Here is a 20,817-nt window from a genome sequence, read left to right on the forward strand (position 1 = left end):
GTTGAATATTTTGTTTGGCGCTAAAATCATTAATAAATTTTACCGTCAGCAGATACTTGGCTGGTATCGATACGTGACGGGGTTGCTTGGCCGCTAATAATTGGCTTAGCAGCTTCGGCAATGGTTTCTAATACCGTTTTCAATGACGATAATTGAATGGTATCTACTTGATCAGATACGGCATGGTAATGCTTGTCTTGTGATAACTGTACAGAGCTAAAACTGTGAGCCGGTACGCCAAGGCGCGCTAGCGTGGCGTTATCTGAGCGGTAAAACAGTTGCTGCTCTGGATAAGGATCAGCTTCTATCACTAACGACTTTTCGGCTAAGGCACTATTCATAATTGTCCCTAAATCTGAACGTTCCATTCCTGTCATCCAAAGTTTTCCTTGACCGAATTTTGATTCTTTACCAATCATTTCTAGATTAATCATGGCTATCACATCGCTGGCAGCAAGCTGCTGGGAAAAATATTTTGAGCCAAAACCACCAATTTCTTCGGCGGTAAATGCAACAAATAATAGGCTGCGCTCATTGTTTGCTTGCTTTGCATAATATTGGGCTAAGTTGAGAATGCCGGTAACACCAGAGGCATTATCATCAGCACCGTTATAGATGGTATCACTTGCCTGATGACCCGTATTTTCTTGGTCAGAATGTTCAGCGGTTAATTTAGTGCCTAAATGATCATAGTGTGCAGAAAACAGCACGATTTCTTGGCTGCGAGTTTTACCAGGTAGCACGCCTACCACGTTAGTTAATTGTTTTTCTGTAATCTTTGATTGTGCAATAACGGAAAACTGTTCAATCTTATCTATTTCCGACAATGCCAAGATCAGAGTGCCGGCATCCTGAGTGTTAAGTTTAGTCAGGCCTTGATCAAAATACGCTTTATAGCGTTTAAACAGCGCTTGATGCTTAGGGTGAACTAGTGCTAAATGTTCACCTCCTTGCATATTAATATCAGCTAATGCTTTTCTTAAATTATCGTGTTCACCAATGATAGTCACTTTAACTGTGCTACCTGCAACATCGCCGCTGTGCTGCCAGTTAATACTGGTATTGCTGCTGGCGATAGTGACTAGTTCTTGATTAATTGTAAGATTGTTAATGGTCACTTCAAGTTGGGTATTAGTGATGGTTGCTATGTTAAAGCCTTGCAAATAACTGCCATTAAACGGCGCTAATCCAGAAGATTTAAAACGCTCGGCAATATAATTTGCTGCTTGGTCAATTTCCTCGGTAAATACGCGACGACCTTTAAGCTCGTCACTGGCTAACATTTCAATATCTTGTTTCACGCTTTCAAGATCAATATTGGCAGCATTTGCCGTTAAGCTTATTGATGTCGCGCCTGTGAAAACAGATGCAAGTAAAACTGGCGCAAGCAAAACGGATTTAAGTAAGGTAGCTAGCGTGCTATTAGTAAAGCGAGTGTTTGTTCGTGACATTGTTTAAACCTTGTTGTTAGCCGCTTTTATTTCAATGCTTAGTTCTACGCATTGCTGTGTGCTTGTTTTAGTATTTAGTTTTAAATTGGCGGCTTTATTATTTTATTTCTGGTGTGTTTCTGGCGAAGTTGCTCAAGCATTGTCGCTATTTTAGGCACATGCCTCAAGCGATTTAATGACATCAGTAACGTTATTTTGAAGAAATTTTGTAAATTAATGTGGTGAATGTTTCATATTACCTTGATTGATTTAGGTGATGGCTAAATCGCATGTTAAAGTAGCTTGAACTGACCAGCTGACTAGTGTTAAACATGCACTGTTTAGGCACCATAATTGATAAAAAGCGCTCAACCGTACTTTAAACTGTAGTTTTAACCGTACAGCTACTCGTACTATCAGCCCATTTATATTTTGAAGAGAATTATTATGACTATTACTTCATTTAATCCGCCGCAACGCACGTTAATGGGACCTGGCCCATCAGATGTCAGTGCCCGGGTATTATCGGCATTAGCACGTCCTACTATCGGCCATTTAGATCCAGCATTTGTCGGCATGATGGATGAGGTAAAAACCTTATTGCAATACGCATTTCAAACGAAAAACCCTTATACCATCGCATTATCAGCGCCGGGTTCAGCAGGGATGGAAGCGTGTTTTGTGAATTTAGTGACACCAGAAGATACGGTAGTGGTTTGCCGTAATGGTGTTTTTGGTGCGCGTATGATTGAAAATGTTCAGCGTATTGGTGCCAAGTTAGTGGTTGTGGATAGCCCTTGGGGCAGAGCTGTTGACCCACAGCAGTTAGAAGATACGCTCAAGGCCAACCCTCAAGCGACAATTGTTGCTTTTGTTCATGCTGAAACATCTACTGGTGCGCGCTCTGATGCCAAAACCTTGTGTGAAATTGCTCGTAAGCATAGCTGTTTAACCATTGTTGATGCGGTTACCTCATTAGGTGGTTCTGAATTAAAAGTGGACGAGTGGGGCATAGATGCCATTTATTCTGGTAGCCAAAAATGTTTATCGTGTGTGCCGGGTATCTCACCGGTTAGCTTTAGCGAACAAGCGATTGATAAATTAAAGGCGCGTAATGTACCTGTGCAAAGCTGGTTTTTAGATCAATCGTTAGTAATGGGTTATTGGTCGGGTGAAGGCAAGCGAGCTTATCATCACACCGCACCAGTAAACTCACTTTATGCGATGCATGAATCTTTGTTAATGCTCAAAGAAGAAGGTTTGGAAAATAGCTGGCAACGCCATGCAGATATGCATCAGCTTTTAGCCAAAGGTTTAACAGAATTAGACATTGAATTTATTGTGCCAGAAGCCGAGCGCTTAGCTCAGCTTAATACCATTAAAATTCCATTTAATTTAGATGATGCTGCGGTGCGTAGTTATTTATTAAATGAGTATAACCTTGAAATTGGTGCAGGTTTAGGCGAGTTTGCCGGCAATGCGTGGCGCATTGGTTTAATGGGGTTTGCTGCACGTAAAGAAAATGTTGCCCTATGTCTAACCGCGCTTGAAGATGCGATTACTAAGTTTCGTTAAAACTTTCGCATCTTGCTTAGGCGGGAAATAAAAAAGGAAGCATTAGCTTCCTTTTTTAATGTTTACCTTTAATCGAGCGTTGCTAGATTACCAGCTACCGGTATTTTCCATACTTAGCCATGGCTCTTGTGGCGGCAGGTGACCATCTTGTAATAACTCAATTGAAATACCATCAGGCGAGCGAACAAATGCCATATGGCCGCAACGCGGTGGACGATTAATGGTAACGCCAGCATCCATTAACTTTTGGCAAGTGTCATAAATATTATCAACGCGTAGCGCGATATGACCAAAGTTTCTTCCTTGCGAGTAGTTTTCGGTTTCTCCCCAGTTATGGGTTAATTCAATTTCATGGCCACCTGCTTCGGCCGCTAAAAAGATTAAGGTAAATTTGCCTTCAGGCACTTCATGGCGACGCACTTCTTTTAACCCCAATAAGTCACAATAAAAGTGCAGCGAAGCGTCCACATCAAGAATGCGAACCATAGTGTGGAGTAATTTCATTTTTGATCCTATATCAAGATTTCATGTCAATAATATTGACTAATGTTAACATACCTTATTGTTAATTAGCCTTAAACCTTACCAATTCTTGTAGTAAATCACTTGAAAACCCACTATTGGAAATATGAATTTATAAAAGCAACTTGTATTTAATGTTTGTCGTTAGCGTTGCCTATAATTGTACAAGCTATAATTAACTAATTATCTTCAATAGAGTACGAAATGAAATTTAGTACCGATAACACATCACCTCGAAAATTTCGACCTCATGGCAGAATTGAACTGACTATTTTTGAAGAAGGGATAATTCAATACGATGCACTAGGGCCATTTAATCGAGAATTAATGAAGGCTCTTGAAGAAGTCGAACAAGGCGCTTTAGCCTCCTTTAAGCAAAATTTTGGAAAGTGGTGTGAAGTCATTATATTTCATGATTCATGCATGATGCTCGAAGATGCCTTAGCGGAGCTTGAAAGTTACCTTAAAGAATTATATGAACATGGCTTGGCACAACCCACGGCTTTTGTTTTTCAAGAAGGGGTAGAAGGTAGTTCGTTAATGAAGCCTAAATACAAAAGCGTCTATAACCATGCAAAAATTCCTTATCAAGATTTTAATACCATTGAAGGCGCAATCCACTGGTGCCGGTCGCAATTAAAAAATTAATTTAACCATTGAAATTTTAATAAAAAATATTGCATTGGCGAAAATTTGAGATATTATTCGCCAGCTTCTTGTAGATAGCCAATCCGAGTACATTGCAACCAGATTGCAGCAAGGCGATAGAGCAACTATCCAAGAGTGAACTTGAATGTTTAGTTATGTTTAAATCGCTCGAACTCTGCTACTTGATCATTAAGGTGTTAGCTGAGTTTTTTAGTTTAGCTTTATTGACAATGCTCGGAGAATAGCTATGTCTTTACACTCTATGTTAGCACCAGTGCACACTGATGTTGCTGATTCATCTTTAGGCTTACAGCTTGATAAACAGCAAGCTGAAGCACTTGTTGCACAATTTGGCTCGCCGTTAATGGTGTTAGATTGTGATCTGATTCGAGCGCAATATCGCGCGCTGCAGCAAGCACTACCTAGTGTTGATCTTCATTACGCATTAAAGCCATTGCCACATCCGGCAGTAGTTAGCACGTTATTGGCAGAAGGCGCTTATTTTGATTTAGCCACTAATGGCGAAGTCGATTTAGTGGCGTCAGTTGGCGTACCTAGCGGACGTACCATTCAAACTCACCCGATCAAGCGTGATAGCGATATTGCTCATGCGGTGGCATATGGTTGCAATGTTTTTGTTGTTGATAATATTAATGAAATCGACAAATTTGCTAAATACCAAGAGCAAGTGGAATTACTGGTTCGTGTAAGTTTTCCTAACCCTGAAGTGCTAGCTGATTTATCGAAAAAGTTTGGTTGTTTGCCTGAGCATGCATTAGTGCTGATTAAGCACGCCTATAGTTTAGGAATTCGTGTAAAAGGCTTGTCATTCCATGTAGGTTCACAAACTAAAAACGGTATTAAATATGCTGATGCAATCACTAAATGCCACCATATTATGTTGCAAGTGGTTGATGCCGGTTTACCAGCGTTAAGTACGCTAGATATTGGTGGTGGTTTTCCGGTGAAATATACCGACGATGTCCTTGATATTAGTGATTTTTGCGCGCCAATTCGTCAAGCGCTAGCATTATTGCCAGATACTGTTCGAGTTATAGCAGAACCAGGGCGTTTTATTGTGGCACCTGCGGTGACTAATATTGCTTCTGTAATGGGCCAAGCTGAGCGTAATGGCAAAACTTGGTACTATTTAGATGATGGTATTTACGGTTCATTTAGTGGCTTAATGTTTGATGAAGCAAACTATCAAATCAGCGCCTTAAGCATTGAAAATGAAGTTTTTCCAGCAGTATTAGCAGGACCAACATGCGATAGCATTGATGTGATTCGCGAAGAAATTTTATTACCAAAACTAACTAATGGTGACTTAATTGTTAGTACCATGATGGGCGCATACACCAGCTGCACGGCAACTGATTTTAACTTTTTTAAACGTGCACAAATGATAGTACTAAACGAAGTTGCCGCTGAGCAGGTGATGGTTAGTGCTTAGGCACACATGATTTCACTGTCTACAACTTGACGCTATAAAGAAAAGGGCATGTTAAAATGCCCTTTAACCTGTCTTCTATTTAATCTCTAACAAATCTTCAATAATACAGGCGCTTAATGCTGGTTTACGAGCGGCGCAAGTGTATCAGCCATATACATCAGCTACTGATGAACATTAATCTTACGTTTGGCAGTAACTTGAAGTTTAGCTTGTAACTAGTGTATAACAAATTTATTATATAATGAATTTGTTATGTTCTGATTATGTGTTTTGAGGGTTGGTCATTGAAAGTTCTTTTTTTGGGCACAGAAAGCTCGGCTAGATCTATCATGGCAGAGGCACTGTTAAAATATCACGGCAAAGACGAATACCAAGTATATAGTGCAGGTACTGAGCCAAACAGAGTTGATCCTCGCACCTTAAAAGCTATTGAACATTTTGGCTTGTCTACAGAAGGTTTGCGTTCAAAACATCTTGATGAACTAGCCAATACCTCTTTCGATTTTGTTATTACACTTTGTGATAAGGCGGCAAAAGAATGCGATAGTCGAATCAAGGGTACGAATTGCCTAGCTTGGGACTTTCTTGAGCCTAGTTCACGCAAAGAGCCCAACCCCTATGAAAAAACGCTGCAAGAGTTAAATGAACGGATAAAACTCTTTTTGCTAAACCAAGAAAAATTAGAAGAAAAAGGAAAGGCACAGCAAAAAACAGCCGCAATAACGCCTACCACTTTTTACAAAGCGCTTGCTGATGATATTCGCTTGAAAACGCTGTTGATCATTGCGGTGGAAAAAGAAGCATGCGTTTGTGAGTTGATGACCGCTTTGGGTGAAGAAAGCCAACCGAAAGTTTCTCGTCATCTTGCACAACTTAGAAAAACAGGCATTTTGTCTGATCGGAAACATCAACAATGGGTGTTTTACTCGCTTAATCCAACACTACCTGAGTGGATGAAAAAAACGATAACTTCAACAGTGGTCAATGATCCTATTTTCATTGAACAAGAGTTAGCTCGTTTAAATGCAATGGGTGATCGACCAACTCGTGTTGCAAGTTGTTGTAATTAAGGAAGCTAACAATGGGAATTTTTGAACGTTATTTATCGTTATGGGTAGCAATATCAATAGCTGTCGGTGTGGCATTGGGGATTGTTTATCCACCGCTTTTTGAAGCCATTGCAAGGCTTGAAGTTGGTTGTCGCCGTTTTCATTTGGGTGATGATCTATCCAATGATGGTGCAGGTGGACTTTTCTACCATTAAAGAAGTGGGTAAAAACCCACAAGGGCTGGTATTAACGTTAGTCATTAATTGGCTGATAAAGCCATTCTCTATGGCGGCACTAGGTTGGTTGTTCTTTGAGGGCTTGTTTGCTGATTTCGTCTCAGCCCAAACCGCACAAGAGTATATTGCTGGTATGATTTTGTTGGGGGTAGCCCCTTGTACGGCAATGGTCTTTGTTTGGTCACAATTAACAAAAGGTGATGCAAATTACACGTTAGTGCAAGTGTCGGTTAATGACGTGATCATGATATTTGCATTTGCGCCCATTGCAGGGTTGCTGCTTGGCGTGACAGATATTCATGTGCCTTGGGGAACCTTATTTATATCAGTTGTTTTGTATGTATTACTGCCGTTAATTGCAGGAATATTCACTAGAAAAATCTTAAATAGCACAGGGCGTGATGAAACTGCAATTACGAGTTTATTAGATAAAATAAAGCCATTATCCATTATTGGCTTGTTAGCGACCGTCGTGCTTTTGTTTGGGTTTCAAGCCAAGACTATTATTGCGCAACCGCTAAACATAGTACTTATCGCTATTCCGTTAATTCTTCAAACCTATGGCATTTTTATCATTGCCTACTTTATTGCGGTGAAAATCAAACTGAAACATAACATCGCGGCACCGGCCTGTTTAATAGGTACCTCAAACTTCTTTGAATTGGCAGTAGCGGTAGCAATTTCTCTGTTTGGCTTACATTCGGGAGCGGCATTGGCAACCGTAGTTGGCGTACTTGTTGAAGTACCCGTTATGTTGTCACTAGTGGCGATAGTGAACAGAACAAAACATTGGTTTAACGAATAAATTATTCGAAGATTTTTTAATGAATAAATAAATGAATATCAGTAAATGGGAGCTTAAAAATGGCGATTAAAATTGGTATTAACGGTTTTGGACGAATGGGACGTCTAACGCTAAGAGCGGCTTTTGATTGGCAAAACATTGAATTTGTGCAAATAAATGATCCAGCTGGTGATGCTGAAACACTGGCGCATTTATTAAAATACGACTCTGTACACGGGATATGGGCGCATGAGGTTACACATCACGACCAAAATATTGTGATCAATGGCCAAGCTATTCGAGTGACTCAAAATAAAGCAATTAACGATACTGATTGGTCTGAGTGTGATTTAGTGATTGAAGCTTCAGGCAAAATGAAAACGACTGAGTTACTTCAAGCTTACTTAGACCAAGGCGTTAAAAAAGTAGTGGTCACTGCGCCAGTAAAAGAACAAGGTGTGCTTAATGTGGTGATGGGCGTTAACGACCACCTTTATGATGTTGAGTCACATAACATAGTCACCGCCGCATCTTGTACCACTAATTGTTTAGCACCAGTGGTAAAAGTATTGCAGGACAATATTGGTATTAAGCATGGCTCAATGACTACCATTCACGATATTACCAACACTCAAACCATTTTGGATGCTCCGCATAAAGATTTACGCAGAGCGCGTGCTTGTGGCATGAGCCTTATTCCAACCACCACCGGCTCAGCAACGGCTATTACCCATATTTTCCCTGAATTAAAAGGCAAGTTAAATGGGCATGCAGTGCGTGTACCGCTAGCCAATGCATCAATTACCGATTGCGTATTTGAAGTCGAGCGCGCAACAACGGTTGAAGAAATTAATGCTTGGATGAAACAAGCCGCAGAAGGCGAATTAAAAGGCATTTTAGGATTTGAAGAAAAACCACTTGTTTCTATTGATTACAAAACCGACCCGCGCTCTAGCATCATTGACGCACTTTCAACCATGGTGGTAAATGGCACTCAAGTAAAGCTGTATACCTGGTATGACAATGAATGGGGCTACGCTAACAGAACCGCCGAGCTTGCCCGTAAGGTTGGGTTATCAATTCAGGGTTAATGTAACGCTATGAAACGCTTGGCATCTTTGTCTGACGATATTAAGCAATACCTTGTTGTAACGGGCAACTATTGGGCGTTCACCCTAACCGATGGTGCACTGCGTATGTTAGTGGTGCTTCATTTTCATGGGTTAGGCTATAGTCCACTTAGCATTGCCATGTTGTTCTTGTTTTATGAAATTTTTGGCGTGGTAACCAATTTGGTTGGCGGCTTCTTAGGTGCTCGTCTAGGCCTAAATAAAACCATGAACATAGGCTTAGCCATGCAAGTTATTGCCTTACTCATGTTGGCAGTTCCTGCCCAATGGTTAACCGTTGTTTATGTCATGATTGCTCAAGCGCTTTCAGGTATTGCCAAAGATTTAAATAAAATGAGCGCCAAAAGCGCTATCAAAATGTTGGTCGCAGTGGGGCAGGAGGGCACGTTATTTAAATGGGTGGCAGTGCTAACAGGCTCTAAGAATGCGCTAAAAGGCGTTGGTTTTTTCCTAGGCGGCCTGCTGTTAACGCTGTTATCGTTTAAAGGCGCTATGTTGCTAATGGCGGGAGTTTTATCACTTGTGTGGTGCTACAGCCTTTATGCGTTAAAAAACGATTTAGGAAAGGCAAAGAACAAACCCAAATTTACCGACATATTTTCTAAGAGTCGTTCGATTAATCTGTTATCGGCTGCTCGATTATTTTTATTTGGTGCGCGCGATGTCTGGTTTGTGGTGGCATTACCTGTATTTCTTTCACAAGCGTTTGGTTGGCAACATTGGACCGTGGGTGCATTTTTGGCGTTATGGGTTATTGGCTATGGCGTTGTTCAATCGATTACTCCTAGGTTAATCAACTTTAAACAAAACCTTTCACCGGCAACTGAAACGGTGAAATGGGCGAGCTTACTGGCACTGGTAACCTTGGGTATTGCCTTGTCATTATATTTCAACTGGCAGGTTAAAACCTTACTCATTGCTGGCTTAATGGTATTTGGCGTACTGTTCGCCATTAACTCATCACTGCATAGTTATTTGATCGTGAGCATGGCAGATGCTGATGGTGTTTCATTGGATGTCGGGTTTTACTATATGGCGAACGCCATGGGACGACTTATCGGTACGGTTTTATCAGGTTGGGTTTTTCAGCTTTATGGCTTAGCCGCGTGCTTGGCTATTTCTTTTGGCTTTATTGTTATTGCAGCGGTTATATCTGCCAAGTTGCCAACGAACAAGTTATAAATAATGTTGTAACTACTCGGACTGAAACTATATGGTGGCCTTGGAGTATTCAGAAACTTAATTTTAGCGTCAATGCTCGATGAATACTCCTAGCTATTAACCGCTTGTTATACGTACCTGATTAAACCAACGACAATTAATATAAATGCCAAGGCAAAATATTTATAGCTATCGGTACTAACGCCAACATTATTTTTAAACCACACCTTAACTGGCGTATTGAACATTAGTGGAGATAAAAGCAGCCCACGAAGTAAAGCTAATACACCAACTGCCATAGCAATTGAACCCAAATTTATAATATTAGTTTGATAAAAAGCGACCGCTTGCATCAATACCACAAAAGCCATTGCGAATTTAATGAGGAAAGTACTACGTTTAATTTTTATTGCATGAGCTTCCATTGAAACCAAATCCTTGATGTGTGTAACGCTTCAAGAAGCGGCGCCGGTTACGGCGTCCCGCTTGCTTGACTTGTTAACGCTCTCACTGCTGACAAAATATATATTCCATTGCGGAGTCGCCACGCTTATATTCTCTTCTTATTTCAAATGGAGATGATGTTGGGTGTAGCGAGTAAATTTCTCTAACCTTTAATAGCTTCCAGCCCGCTCTCTCACCGCTTTTACTGCCGCCGGATATTTGATAGCAGCGCAAAATTTCATCGCCTTTTTTATCTCTGCCATAAGCATAGGGCTCTACAGTTCGCGAGTATCCGCTGTAGCGAAGCTCAATTAGGCTCACATTTTCAATTGCTTTGCATAATTCCTGTTTCATATCATTTACCATCCGAGGGTAGAATCTGAGCTGACATCCAATCGTCATAGCGCTGTCCGCAATTTGTGCAAACATTTAGAGTATGCTCTTTGGCAGCCCTAACTAGCTGCCTCTTTTTATGCTCGCCCTCCCAACAGCGCAAGCAATAAGCAATTCCAATTGGCTCACCTTCAGAATTAACCTCATAGTATGCATCGTTATGGCGCTTCAAATCACCCTTTGCTTCAAATGCTTCTTTTAACTCAGCGATAATCCGATCTTTTTCAATAATCACATCTTGGACTTCAGCTAGCTCAAGCTTAGCCTCTGCTAATGCACTTACAAGATCGGCAAATTTAAGTTTCATTTCCGCCTTTTCAAGTGAAAAGTCACTTTCTCTAAAATACTTGGCAATGTCTGTAGCAGTTTTCAAACTGCTCAATGCTGCTGCGATAGTAGCTATGTCTGGCACATTGCTCTCCTTGTTTGTCTCGTTAACAGTTACTATGTAGACGTCTCAGTAATGTCCGTCTATGAATATCTAATTAAACCTAACATAAATTTTAATTTATTCAATATGTTAGCGAAGAAATATAAGTGTTAATTTATCTTGAACAGAATATTACTGAGACTTCTTAGTAATATCCAATTGTAACTAGCAACTTTTATTCAACTATTTCATGAGGTTAAAGGAGTTTAAGGTGGTACCTTGGGAATTTACTGAGCATTCTCAGTAACCTCGAGATCAACGTTCGCTATTCTTGCAGCAGACTTTAGCTACTCAGTTTTAGCTTTCAGCTCATATAAATCTTCAATAATACAGGCTCTGTATTTAAGTTTGCGAGCCACGCAAGCATAACGGCCGTTTAGAAAACCAGTGGTGAGCATCGACGTTAAATTCAGCAGACACGACGTTAAGTAGCTTTTCTGCTACTTGGTCGATATTTTTACCCATGGCATATTTTGTTCGGTTTGATACGCGGAAAATATAAGTAACAACCGCTATGGCTGGCTAGCCGAAAGGTAAGGAAAGTAGGTGTAACCGATTGTGCGATTAACAGACTTACAGTATTAACTGTTATAAAGCTCTGGCTGTCACAACTTAGATTGTGACTAACCAGTTTAAAAATTTCTTTGTTTCTAGCGAATTTTGAAAGCGGATATTTTTTATTTTTTGGTTGTCTTTAAAAACAACGTTAAATTTATTTACGGATATAGCCGAAATTGGTGGCTGAGCATTAATGCTGTTGCCATTATATATATGTGTCATGTTTGATACTTTTTAAAATTATGAGGGTGAACGGTAAGACAAAAAGCTGAGGATTAATTCAAGGAGAGAGTATTACAGTAATAAAAAGGCTAATGACAACTAGCCTTTGATAATGCTATTTGATTTAAACAGGTGTTACGTTTGAAGCTTGAGGGCCTTTTTGGCCTTGCTCAACATTGAATACAACTTGCTGACCTTCAAATAGCGATTTATGACCTTCAGAAACAATTGAACGAAAATGAACAAAAACGTCTTTACCACCTTCACTTGGTGTTAAAAAACCAAAACCTTTTTCTTCATTAAACCACTTAACTACGCCTTGAACAGTATTAGACATATTTGAAACCTTTTATTAATTAAATATTTTGGTGGATTAGCCACCGTAAAAGCAATAGATATATACAAGTAAAACATTAACCAGTAGAGCAAATGAAAATACAAGTTCGACCTAAACTAATAAAAGAAGAAAGAGAAACGCAAAGTGCAGTAGTAGATAAAGCTTTAAATTTCTAAAGCGCCGCCATGGTACGTTATTGAACGTTATATGTACAGGCGTTTGTTTATTTATTTTTACAATCGTATTAAACAATTACTCTGTCTTGTCTTTAAACTCACACAAGTCTTCAATAATACAAGCGCCGCATTTGGGTTTACGCGCAGTGCAAACGTATCGCCCATGCAGAATAAGCCAGTGGTGCACGTCAACTTTAAATTCAGCTGGCACAACTTTGAGTAGTTTTTCTTCGACTTCTTTTACGTTTTTTCCTGGCGCAAATTTTGTGCGGTTGGAAACGCGATCGATGTGAGTGTCAACGGCTATGTAGGCCAATCCGAATGATAATTAAAGTAGGTGTAAATATATATAGTTTTATAAGGTTGGTTTGAGCTATAAGTGGCCGTTAATATTAATTTTACTAACGTCAATTGTTCCGACAAACAAGTCATTAGTTGTCTAAGATTATCGCCAATTATGTTGTTTGTTACATCACAAAAAGTTTAACTTTGTTCTGAGTCCGATAGTTCGTTAAAGGCCAGCTTCTTGCATTAAATTCTGACCCTGAAGCAGATATCCTCAAATACATTTTAATGCCGACATTGCCTACTAACATTGCCTACTAATAATTGAATTATTCAATGCTAGAGTACAGGAAATCTGGCTTTATATTTGATGTAAGTTGTTCATTGATAAAGTGAAAGGAAAGGCGTATGCTCAAAAAACAACCTCTGAAAGCAGCAGTGTTGCGAAAGTAATTTGGTCAATCCTAATGTTAAGGAAAACACAATGAATTCAACACGTATGCGACTGCTAATCTTAGTTTTATGCTGTGTGATAAATGCATGCGCTAAACTTCAGCAAACTCCTAATACTGAAAACATCGCAACTGCTGTCGTTAGTTTGGCAGTTCAATATCAAGAACCTGAAGGCTGGGCTAAGTCTGTGCAAGGTAACCAAACCACTTTTGTTGCACCAGAGAAAGATTTGTCGTTGGTTGTGGTAGCCATTACGAGTGCAAACGATGCAGAAGAGGCAGCATTAAAAGCGTGGAAAGCACATGATCCTGATTTTTCCCGCAAAATTAGAATTAATTTGCCAGAAGCAAAAAAAGGTGGTTGGGATGCAATAAGAAGTATTGAGTACCAAACGTCTATAAGTGAAGAAATGCTCGCCTTTGCTGACGTTTATCAATTGGGTGAACAATGGCAGGTACTACTTTTTGATGGTAACTATGCAACTTATGCGAAACGTAGTGCAGCCGTAAGAGCAATGTCACAGAGTTTCGAATTAGCCGGGTACCAGCCTGAAGATTTGTCACAACGTAAAGCCCAAAAACTCAGCCCCGAAAAAATCACAGCGCTGCTCAAATTTGTTGAAGAATCAGCCAATGCCCTCAATATTCCGGGCGTGGGCGTGGCGGTCATTGAAGATGGTAAGGTTTTGTTTGAAGGTGGGGTAGGCATCAAAAGTATTGCAACTCAACAGCCTGTAAATAAAGATACTGCTTTTATGGTTGCCTCTAATACTAAAGGAATGACAACTTTATTATTGGCTAAACTTGTCGAATTGGGCAATCTAAACTGGGATGATCAAGTCATCAGCCATTATCCTGATTTTAAATTGGGTGACGAGAAGACCACGCAAAGTGTGTTAATCAAACACCTTGTTTGTGCTTGTACCGGTCTGCCCCGCAAAGATTTAGGCTGGGTATTTAATAGCGGACCAAATGTGGCTGCTACGGTGACCTTTGATGATTTAGCTAATACGGTTCCGACTAGTAGTTTTGGGGAACTATACCAATATAATAACCAGATGGCATCTGCCGCAGGTTATGTCGCTGCGCACATTTTATTCCCTGAAATGGAAATCGGTGCTGCTTATGATAAAGCGATGCAGCAATACATTTTTGACCCTCTAGAAATGCAACACACTAGCTTTTCTTTTGCGCAGGCGTTAGCAGGTGATGCCGCCTCGCCACATGGCTTAGATCTCGCTGGTAAAACTGAATTGATCCCCCAATCTGCGACCGAAGGTTTTAATCATACGGTTACGCCATATCGCCCCGCTGGTGGTGCGTGGTCAACCCCCAGTGACATGATAAAATATGTGCAAAATGAACTGTCCGAAGGGCTTTCTCCAGACGGTACGCGATTGTTTTCTGCAGAATCAGTATTAAAACGCCGGGAATCAACCGTCGCTACTGGAGCAAGTAGCAGTTACGGCATGGGGTTATCATCTGTAAAAATAGGCGGGATTGATATTATAGAACATGGCGGCAGCTTGGCAGGTTACCTGTCTAACTTCATCGCCGTGCCATCTGCTAATGTCGGAGCCGTTATTTTAACCAACTCCGATGAAGGTTATGCCTTACTTAAACCATTTACACGTCGCATGATTGAACTGTTGTATGACGCGGAACTACAAGCCCAAAGCCAAGTGGCAGTTACAGTAGAAACAAATGCTTTATACGTGGGTAAATTGCGTGAAGAAGTCACCTATCCACCCGCTCCCGATGTCGTGACTAAACTCGCTAATTTGTACATCAGCCCAGAATTAGGCCAGATGACAGTTACGAAAACTGGTGGAGAAGTCATACTTGACCCCGGCGTATGGACAACGCCTATTGCTACTAAAGTCAGTCCTGATGGCAGAGTGTCATTAGTAACGATTGCGCCGTTTATTCTAGGGCTTGAATTGGTTGTTGGTGAATCAGAGGGCTTAAGTACTCTTAGTGTTATTGACTCTCAACACACATATACGTTTACCGAAGTAAAGAAACCCTAAATAGGGTTGCAAAATTTCTTATTAATCTGCGTTGAAGCGGTTAATTAGGGTATACCTGTGCCTTGATAGAACAACGCCTCATAGGCAGTGTATAGATATAAGGTAAAGAATAACCAGCAATGATGCGCGAGAAAACCAAGCGGCAGAACTTAATGGATTGTTAGCGTTGGGATTGATGTGCAATAATTCTAATATAACGAACCAATAGAATAGTAACGATGTGCCTATATCAACTATTTCAGTAAACTAATCGGCTACGTCTGCAAATGACACATAGCAGTCATTAGTTTATTCAGTTTTATCCTTAAATTCACACAAATCTTCAATAATACAAGCGCCGCACTTGGGTTTACGTGCAGTGCAAACGTAACGACCATGCAGAATAAGCCAGTGGTGCACGTCAACTTTAAATTCAGCTGGCACAACTTTGAGTAGTTTCTCTTCGACTTCTTTTACGTTTTTTCCTGGCGCAAATTTTGTGCGGTTTGAAACACGGTCAATATGAGTGTCTACTGCAATTGTAGGCCAGCCGAAGTATAACGGAAGTAGATGACTTCAGGTGTTTAATAAGTAAGAAGAAAAACTGTTTACTCAATTTGCATGCTCTACATTTTTCCTTATTTACAGATATTGATTTAAATTTTTTGTTTTTCCTTTACAAAAGAAAAATTTTGCTAAAAGATTAAGAATTTAAAGTTGATTAGTAGGTACTGCTTTTTATGTTTATCGATTTCGATATCACTAAACGAAATAATATTAATATATTGGGGAAGGGTAGCAAAACCATCATGCTTGCTCATGGTTTTGGATGTGACCAAAAAATGTGGCGTTTTTTAACACCAATGTTAGAAAATGACTTTAAAGTCATTTTATTTGATTATGTTGGGTGTGGCCAATCTGACTATTCTTTTTACGAAAAAAATCGCTACTCAACATTAAAGGGCTATGCTCAAGACGTTATCGAGATCTGTAGTGAGTTAGCAGTGTCTGATGTCATTTTTGTCGGGCATTCTGTCAGCAGTATGATCGGTATGCATGCTGCTATTCAATCACCGACACTATTTTCAAAATTGGTTATGGTGTGTCCTTCTCCATGTTTTTTGAACTTTCCTCCTGCGTATATGGGAGGCTTTGATAAGGAAGATTTAGAAGAGTTAATAAACCTTATGGATAAGAATTATATCGGGTGGGCTAGTTATCTTGCTCCTCTTGTAATGGGACAAAAAAATGATTCATCATATATAGAAGAATTAGAAAACAGCTTTTGCTCGACAGATCCTAAATATGCAAAACCTTTTGCCAAAGCCACGTTTTTCTCTGACGATCGCTCATCCTTACCACAACTTTCAGTTCCGACGTTAATTCTGCAAAGTAGTCATGATAACTTAGCTTCAAAAGAAATAGGTCAGTATATGGATGCACATATTCCAAACAGTCAATTGCAAATTTTGGAAGCAAATGGGCATTGTTTACATATAACAAGTCCTGAGCAGGTATTTGATGCGCTTATGAGGTTTATTGATTGATTGATATAAGTACAGATTGTTTTCCGTGTTTACTTATCACGACTCAATTGGAAACAAACGAACTAATTTATTCCAATCATTTTGCACAAGATTTTCTTGGAATCTTACCAGATAAAAGTATCAGTTTGTTTGATGTAGTGTCTAAGGCTACGTCAATTTTTTTTGAAAGTTATATTAGTCCCATGCTGCTTAGCCATGGGGAGTGCAAAGAAATTCAGATAACATTAATCGCTAGTAATGGAGCGAAATTACCGGCAGTAGCAAATATTGCATCGAGCGGAGAAAGAATATATTGGGCAATATTTTTGGCTGAAGAAAGAGATAAATTTTATCAAGAGCTTTTAGTTACGCGAGAGAGTCTTGAGCGTCAAAATGAAAAATTATTAGATTTAACTCGAGTAGATCCGTTAACTTCATTGCTTAACCGTAGAGCTACTATTGATGACTTTTATAATATAATCAAGCAGTTAAAGAGGGTTTTTGTTCCTGTTTCATGTGTGATAATAGATATTGACTTTTTCAAAAAAATTAACGACGGTTATGGCCATAATGAAGGTGACAAAATAATCCGAGCGCTTTCAGCTAAATTAAAGGAAAGTGCAAGGGATTCGGATATTGTTGCTCGCTGGGGAGGGGAGGAATTCTTAATGTTGTTATACAACTCGAACGCCTCTAACACCAAGATATTCTGTGAACGTTTGCATAAAAAAATTAACCTTATTAAATTGCCAGACAGTAAAAGCTTAACGGTTAGTATTGGAGTTACAGAGTTAAAGGAAAATGAGCTGGGCCTAGACAAAGTATTTGATAGGATTATAAAACGTTCTGATGACGCTCTTTACTTTGCCAAAATGAATGGCCGTAATTGTACTAAGCTTTATTAATAAAGGCAGAGGAACGATTACACGTTACTCAGTCTTATCTTTAAACTCACACAAATCTTCAATGATACAAGCACCACACTTGGGTTTTCTGGCAACACAGGTATAACGGCCATGAAGTATCAGCCAATGATGAACGTCGACTTTAAACTCGGCAGGTACTACTTTTAATAATTTTTGTTCAACTTCAACTACGTTTTTACCCAAAGCAAATTTAGTACGGTTTGAAACACGGTCGATATGGGTGTCGACAGCTATGGTAGGCCAGCCGAAGGCTGTATTTAGTACTACGTTGGCGGTTTTGCGGCCGACACCGGGTAGGGCTTCTAGTGCTGCACGGTTTTCTGGTACTTCACCACCATGTAAGTCGACCAACATTTGGCAGGTTTTCATGGTGTTTTCAGCTTTGGTATTAAATAAACCTATGGTTTTGATGTAGTCTTTTAACTTATCTAAACCTAAATCTAATATCGCCTGTGGGGTATTGGCTACCGGAAACAGTTTGTCAGTGGCTTTATTGACCCCAACATCTGTCGCTTGTGCTGAAAGTAAAACCGCAATTAACAACTCAAAAGGTGTCGAGAAGTTAAGCTCTGTAGTTGGATGCGGGTTATCATCCCTTAATCGGGTTAATATTTCTAGTCGTTTACTCTTATTCATTTTTATCGTTTGTGAGTCAAATTATGGTTTGGTGATCAATTTACGAGTCAAAATTTACCCGAACACGTTCAATATGTTGTTCTTCAACTACTGGCTGTTTGGCGGCTTGATGGCTATCAATGGCATTTTTTGCCGCAATCAAAAAGCCCATTGCAATAAAGGCACCCGGAGGCAATATTGCTAGCAAGAATTGGCTGTCAAAACTAAATACTTCTATGCGCAGTACCGTCGCCCATTGACCTAGCAATAGCTCTGCGCCATCAAACAATGTGCCTTGACCTAAAATTTCACGAATGCCACCAAGGGTGACTAAGACTGCTGCAAAGCCTAAACCCATCATTAAGCCATCAAAGCTTGCTTGTTTAATTGGATTTTTTGATGCGTAAGCCTCCGCTCGGCCGATAATAGCGCAGTTGGTCACAATCAGCGGTAAAAATATCCCAAGTGATTGGTAGATGCCGTAGGTAAAGGCATTCATCAGTAACTGCACGCAGGTTACAAACGCGGCAATAATTAACACGAAAATAGGAATACGTATTTCTTTAGGTACCCATTGTCGAATGGCTGATACGGTGGCGTTAGAGCAGATTAGTACTAGCATTGTCGCTAGGCCCAAGCCTAGTGCGTTGGCAACAGTGGAGGTTACTGCGAGCAGTGGACATAAACCTAGTAGCTGAACTAAACCAGGGTTGTTTTTCCATAGGCCTTGCCATGCAAGTTCTTTGTATTCGTCAGTTAATTTCATGGTTAAACCTCGCAATTATGCGCTTGCTGAAACAGCGTGGTTTTATTTTTTTCAAAGTAATGCGCGGTGTTTTTAATTGCTTTGACCACAGCTCGTGGGGTAATGGTAGCACCAGTAAATTGATCAAACATGCCACCATCTTTTTTAACTTTCCAACGGTTACTTTGCACTTCACTGTCTGTGCGATCAGTAAAGGTATAAATCCAGTCTGATTTACGCGTTTCTATTTTATCGCCAAGCCCCGGAGTTTCTTGATGCTTTAACGTTCTAACGCCACCAATTGAGCCATCAATGTTGACGGCAACAATGAGCTCAATTTTTCCATTGTAGCCATCAGGAGCGGTAGTAGTGATGGCTGCAGCAACCGGTTGTTCGGCTAATGTTGCTAAATAAGCCTTATGTGGTTCATTAGTGCCAAGTAATTCATCCTGAACGATTATGCAATGGTTTGACATAATATTATCGTGAACATCATCACTAACTATTGCATGAAGTGTTGATAATAATTCACTTTGTTCTTGCGCTTTAATTCGCCCTTTAGTTAATTCATAAGTTAAACCAACCAACGCCGTACAGCCTATTGCAAATAGGGCAAGAATTTTAGCGTTCTTTTCAATAGCAATACGCATTATTTAGTTCCTAACTTGTGACCAAAGGTGCGCGGTCTGGTGTAAACATCGATCAGAGGCGCGGCCATATTACAAAGCAATACGGCAAAGGCTACGGCATCAGGATAACCACCAAATTTTCTAATTAAAAATACCAGCAGGCCAGCCAAGGCACCAAAAACTAGTCGGCCTTTAACACTGGTAGCGCCAGAAACTGGATCGGTTAAAATAAAAAATGCACCCAACATGGTGGCACCAGACAACCAATAAAACATGGTGGAAGGGTTTAAATCAGGGCTGATAAAGTGAGCGATTAATGAACAAACAAATAAGCTGGCGAGAAAACTAAACGGCGCCGCCCAGTGAATAGCTTTTTTAATTAACAGTAATAAACCGCCAGCTAGAAAAGCTAAATTTACCCATTCCCAGCCTAACGCAAAATTATCGCCAAATACTGGGGATGCCATAGCTTCAGAAACGGTTTTACCTGTAGTAATGGCTGTTTTTAAGGTATCTAGCGGTGTGGCCATAGTGTAGCCATCAATATGCGTTCGCAGTTGCTCGGCTGAATATCCTAAGCTTGTGCTGTCAGTAAAAATCATCGCTAACGTATCGTTAAATCCGTATTCAATACTGACTAGCGGCGATGGCAGTAACCAAGTGGTCATTTGTACCGGAAATGATATTAGCAACATGACATAGGCTGCCATAGCAGGATTAAACGGATTATAACCTAAACCACCATAAAGCTGCTTAACTACCACGATAGCAAACATAGCGCCTAACACCGAAATCCACCACGGCGCCACCGCAGGTAAACAGATACCTAATAGTACAGCGGTTAAAATAGCGCTACCGTCAAACAATGCCGGTTTGATTGGTTTCTCTCTAAGGGCTAATACTAAAAATTCACAAATTAATGCGGTAACAATGGCAAGTGTGATGTGGATCAGGTTGCCCCAACCAAAGAAATACCATTGTGCGAAAATACCTGGCAATGTAGCTAAAATAACCAAGCGCATTAACGCTGAAGTTTCTTGCTGAATATGGTTATGAGGTGAACTTGCTATCCAAAATGCCAT

General features: G+C 40.1%; 19 protein-coding genes and 4 pseudogenes. 10 read left to right on the forward strand and 13 right to left on the reverse strand.

Annotation, left to right across the window (positions count from 1 at the left end):
- Positions 1-29 precede the first annotated feature (29 nt).
- Positions 30-1,451, reverse strand: a complete 1,422-nt coding sequence (locus ACOB82_RS06605; protein ID WP_448212176.1) for a M28 family peptidase — start codon at positions 1,449-1,451, stop codon at positions 30-32.
- A gap of 426 nt (positions 1,452-1,877) precedes the next feature.
- Between ACOB82_RS06605 and ACOB82_RS06610 the strand changes: the two genes are divergently transcribed.
- Positions 1,878-3,005 (forward strand): pyridoxal-phosphate-dependent aminotransferase family protein, encoded by a 1,128-nt coding sequence (locus tag ACOB82_RS06610; RefSeq protein ID WP_448212177.1) that lies wholly within the window; start codon positions 1,878-1,880, stop codon positions 3,003-3,005.
- 87 nt (positions 3,006-3,092) lie between these two features.
- Here the strand turns inward: ACOB82_RS06610 and ACOB82_RS06615 are convergent, their stop codons facing one another.
- A complete protein-coding gene (locus ACOB82_RS06615; RefSeq protein ID WP_448212178.1) occupies positions 3,093-3,509 on the reverse strand; it encodes a VOC family protein in 417 nt (138 codons plus the stop codon).
- A 222-nt stretch (positions 3,510-3,731) separates the two neighbouring features.
- Here ACOB82_RS06615 and ACOB82_RS06620 point away from each other — a divergent pair, with 222 nt between their 5' ends.
- The 6 genes and pseudogenes from ACOB82_RS06620 to arsJ all read left to right on the forward strand — a co-directional run bounded on the left by ACOB82_RS06620 (position 3,732) and on the right by arsJ (position 10,009).
- Entirely contained in the window at positions 3,732-4,175 is a 444-nt protein-coding gene (locus ACOB82_RS06620; protein WP_448212179.1) for a hypothetical protein, read from the forward strand.
- Positions 4,176-4,422: 247 nt separating this feature from the next.
- Entirely contained in the window at positions 4,423-5,628 is a 1,206-nt protein-coding gene (locus tag ACOB82_RS06625) for a type III PLP-dependent enzyme (RefSeq protein WP_448212180.1), read from the forward strand.
- A 263-nt stretch (positions 5,629-5,891) separates the two neighbouring features.
- Positions 5,892-6,698, forward strand: a complete 807-nt coding sequence (locus ACOB82_RS06630; protein ID WP_448212181.1) for a metalloregulator ArsR/SmtB family transcription factor — start codon at positions 5,892-5,894, stop codon at positions 6,696-6,698.
- Positions 6,699-6,709: 11 nt separating this feature from the next.
- Positions 6,710-7,718, forward strand: a pseudogene (gene arsB / locus ACOB82_RS06635) (ACR3 family arsenite efflux transporter).
- 59 nt (positions 7,719-7,777) lie between these two features.
- Positions 7,778-8,788: an ArsJ-associated glyceraldehyde-3-phosphate dehydrogenase gene (locus ACOB82_RS06640; protein ID WP_448212182.1), complete on the forward strand. Its 1,011-nt coding sequence runs from the start codon at positions 7,778-7,780 to the stop codon at positions 8,786-8,788.
- 9 nt (positions 8,789-8,797) lie between these two features.
- A complete protein-coding gene (gene arsJ, locus ACOB82_RS06645; RefSeq protein ID WP_448212183.1) occupies positions 8,798-10,009 on the forward strand; it encodes an organoarsenical effux MFS transporter ArsJ in 1,212 nt (403 codons plus the stop codon).
- Between the two features lie 107 nt (positions 10,010-10,116).
- Here arsJ and ACOB82_RS06650 read toward each other — a convergent pair whose 3' ends face one another.
- The 6 genes and pseudogenes from ACOB82_RS06650 to ACOB82_RS06675 form a co-directional block, all read right to left on the reverse strand.
- Positions 10,117-10,413 carry a hypothetical protein gene (locus tag ACOB82_RS06650; protein ID WP_448212184.1) on the reverse strand — a complete coding sequence of 99 codons (297 nt, stop codon included), beginning with the start codon at positions 10,411-10,413 and terminating at the stop codon, positions 10,117-10,119.
- Between the two features lie 82 nt (positions 10,414-10,495).
- A complete protein-coding gene (locus ACOB82_RS06655; protein WP_448212185.1) occupies positions 10,496-10,786 on the reverse strand; it encodes a hypothetical protein in 291 nt (96 codons plus the stop codon).
- A gap of 1 nt (position 10,787) precedes the next feature.
- On the reverse strand, positions 10,788-11,237 hold the full coding sequence (locus ACOB82_RS06660; RefSeq protein ID WP_448212186.1) for a hypothetical protein: 450 nt from the start codon (positions 11,235-11,237) through the stop codon (positions 10,788-10,790).
- Positions 11,238-11,542: 305 nt separating this feature from the next.
- Positions 11,543-11,777: pseudogene (locus ACOB82_RS06665) on the reverse strand (endonuclease III); the annotation flags it as partial.
- A 382-nt stretch (positions 11,778-12,159) separates the two neighbouring features.
- Complete coding sequence (locus ACOB82_RS06670; protein ID WP_448212187.1) at positions 12,160-12,372, reverse strand: cold-shock protein; 213 nt, start codon at positions 12,370-12,372, stop codon at positions 12,160-12,162.
- Positions 12,373-12,624: 252 nt separating this feature from the next.
- A pseudogene (locus ACOB82_RS06675) lies at positions 12,625-12,873 on the reverse strand (endonuclease III); the annotation flags it as partial.
- A 444-nt stretch (positions 12,874-13,317) separates the two neighbouring features.
- Here ACOB82_RS06675 and ACOB82_RS06680 point away from each other — a divergent pair.
- The gene (locus ACOB82_RS06680; RefSeq protein WP_448212188.1) at positions 13,318-15,315 is read left to right on the forward strand and encodes a serine hydrolase domain-containing protein; all 1,998 of its coding nucleotides are present in this window, start codon (positions 13,318-13,320) and stop codon (positions 15,313-15,315) included.
- Positions 15,316-15,603: 288 nt separating this feature from the next.
- Here the strand turns inward: ACOB82_RS06680 and ACOB82_RS06685 are convergent.
- Positions 15,604-15,849, reverse strand: a pseudogene (locus ACOB82_RS06685) (endonuclease III); the annotation flags it as partial.
- A 185-nt stretch (positions 15,850-16,034) separates the two neighbouring features.
- On the opposite strand from ACOB82_RS06685, the gene ACOB82_RS06690 reads away from it, so the two are divergent.
- A complete protein-coding gene (locus tag ACOB82_RS06690) occupies positions 16,035-16,841 on the forward strand; it encodes an alpha/beta fold hydrolase (protein ID WP_448212189.1) in 807 nt (268 codons plus the stop codon).
- Positions 16,838-17,725, forward strand: a complete 888-nt coding sequence (locus ACOB82_RS06695) for a GGDEF domain-containing protein (RefSeq protein WP_448212190.1) — start codon at positions 16,838-16,840, stop codon at positions 17,723-17,725. The genes ACOB82_RS06690 and ACOB82_RS06695 overlap by 4 nt, the downstream gene beginning before the upstream one ends.
- 24 nt (positions 17,726-17,749) lie before the next feature.
- On the opposite strand, the gene nth is transcribed toward ACOB82_RS06695, so the two are convergent.
- From nth to rsxD, 4 genes are read right to left on the reverse strand one after another with little or no spacing between them, the layout of a single operon-like run.
- On the reverse strand, positions 17,750-18,382 hold the full coding sequence (nth, locus tag ACOB82_RS06700) for an endonuclease III (RefSeq protein WP_448212191.1): 633 nt from the start codon (positions 18,380-18,382) through the stop codon (positions 17,750-17,752).
- A gap of 40 nt (positions 18,383-18,422) precedes the next feature.
- A complete protein-coding gene (locus ACOB82_RS06705; RefSeq protein ID WP_448212192.1) occupies positions 18,423-19,127 on the reverse strand; it encodes an electron transport complex subunit E in 705 nt (234 codons plus the stop codon).
- Positions 19,128-19,129: 2 nt separating this feature from the next.
- Complete coding sequence (gene rsxG / locus ACOB82_RS06710) at positions 19,130-19,756, reverse strand: electron transport complex subunit RsxG (protein WP_448212193.1); 627 nt, start codon at positions 19,754-19,756, stop codon at positions 19,130-19,132.
- The gene (gene rsxD / locus ACOB82_RS06715; RefSeq protein ID WP_448212194.1) at positions 19,756-20,817 is read right to left on the reverse strand and encodes an electron transport complex subunit RsxD; all 1,062 of its coding nucleotides are present in this window, start codon (positions 20,815-20,817) and stop codon (positions 19,756-19,758) included. Before rsxD ends, rsxG begins: the two co-directional genes overlap by 1 nt.

It is taken from the genome of Colwellia sp. MEBiC06753 (genome assembly GCF_053470325.1).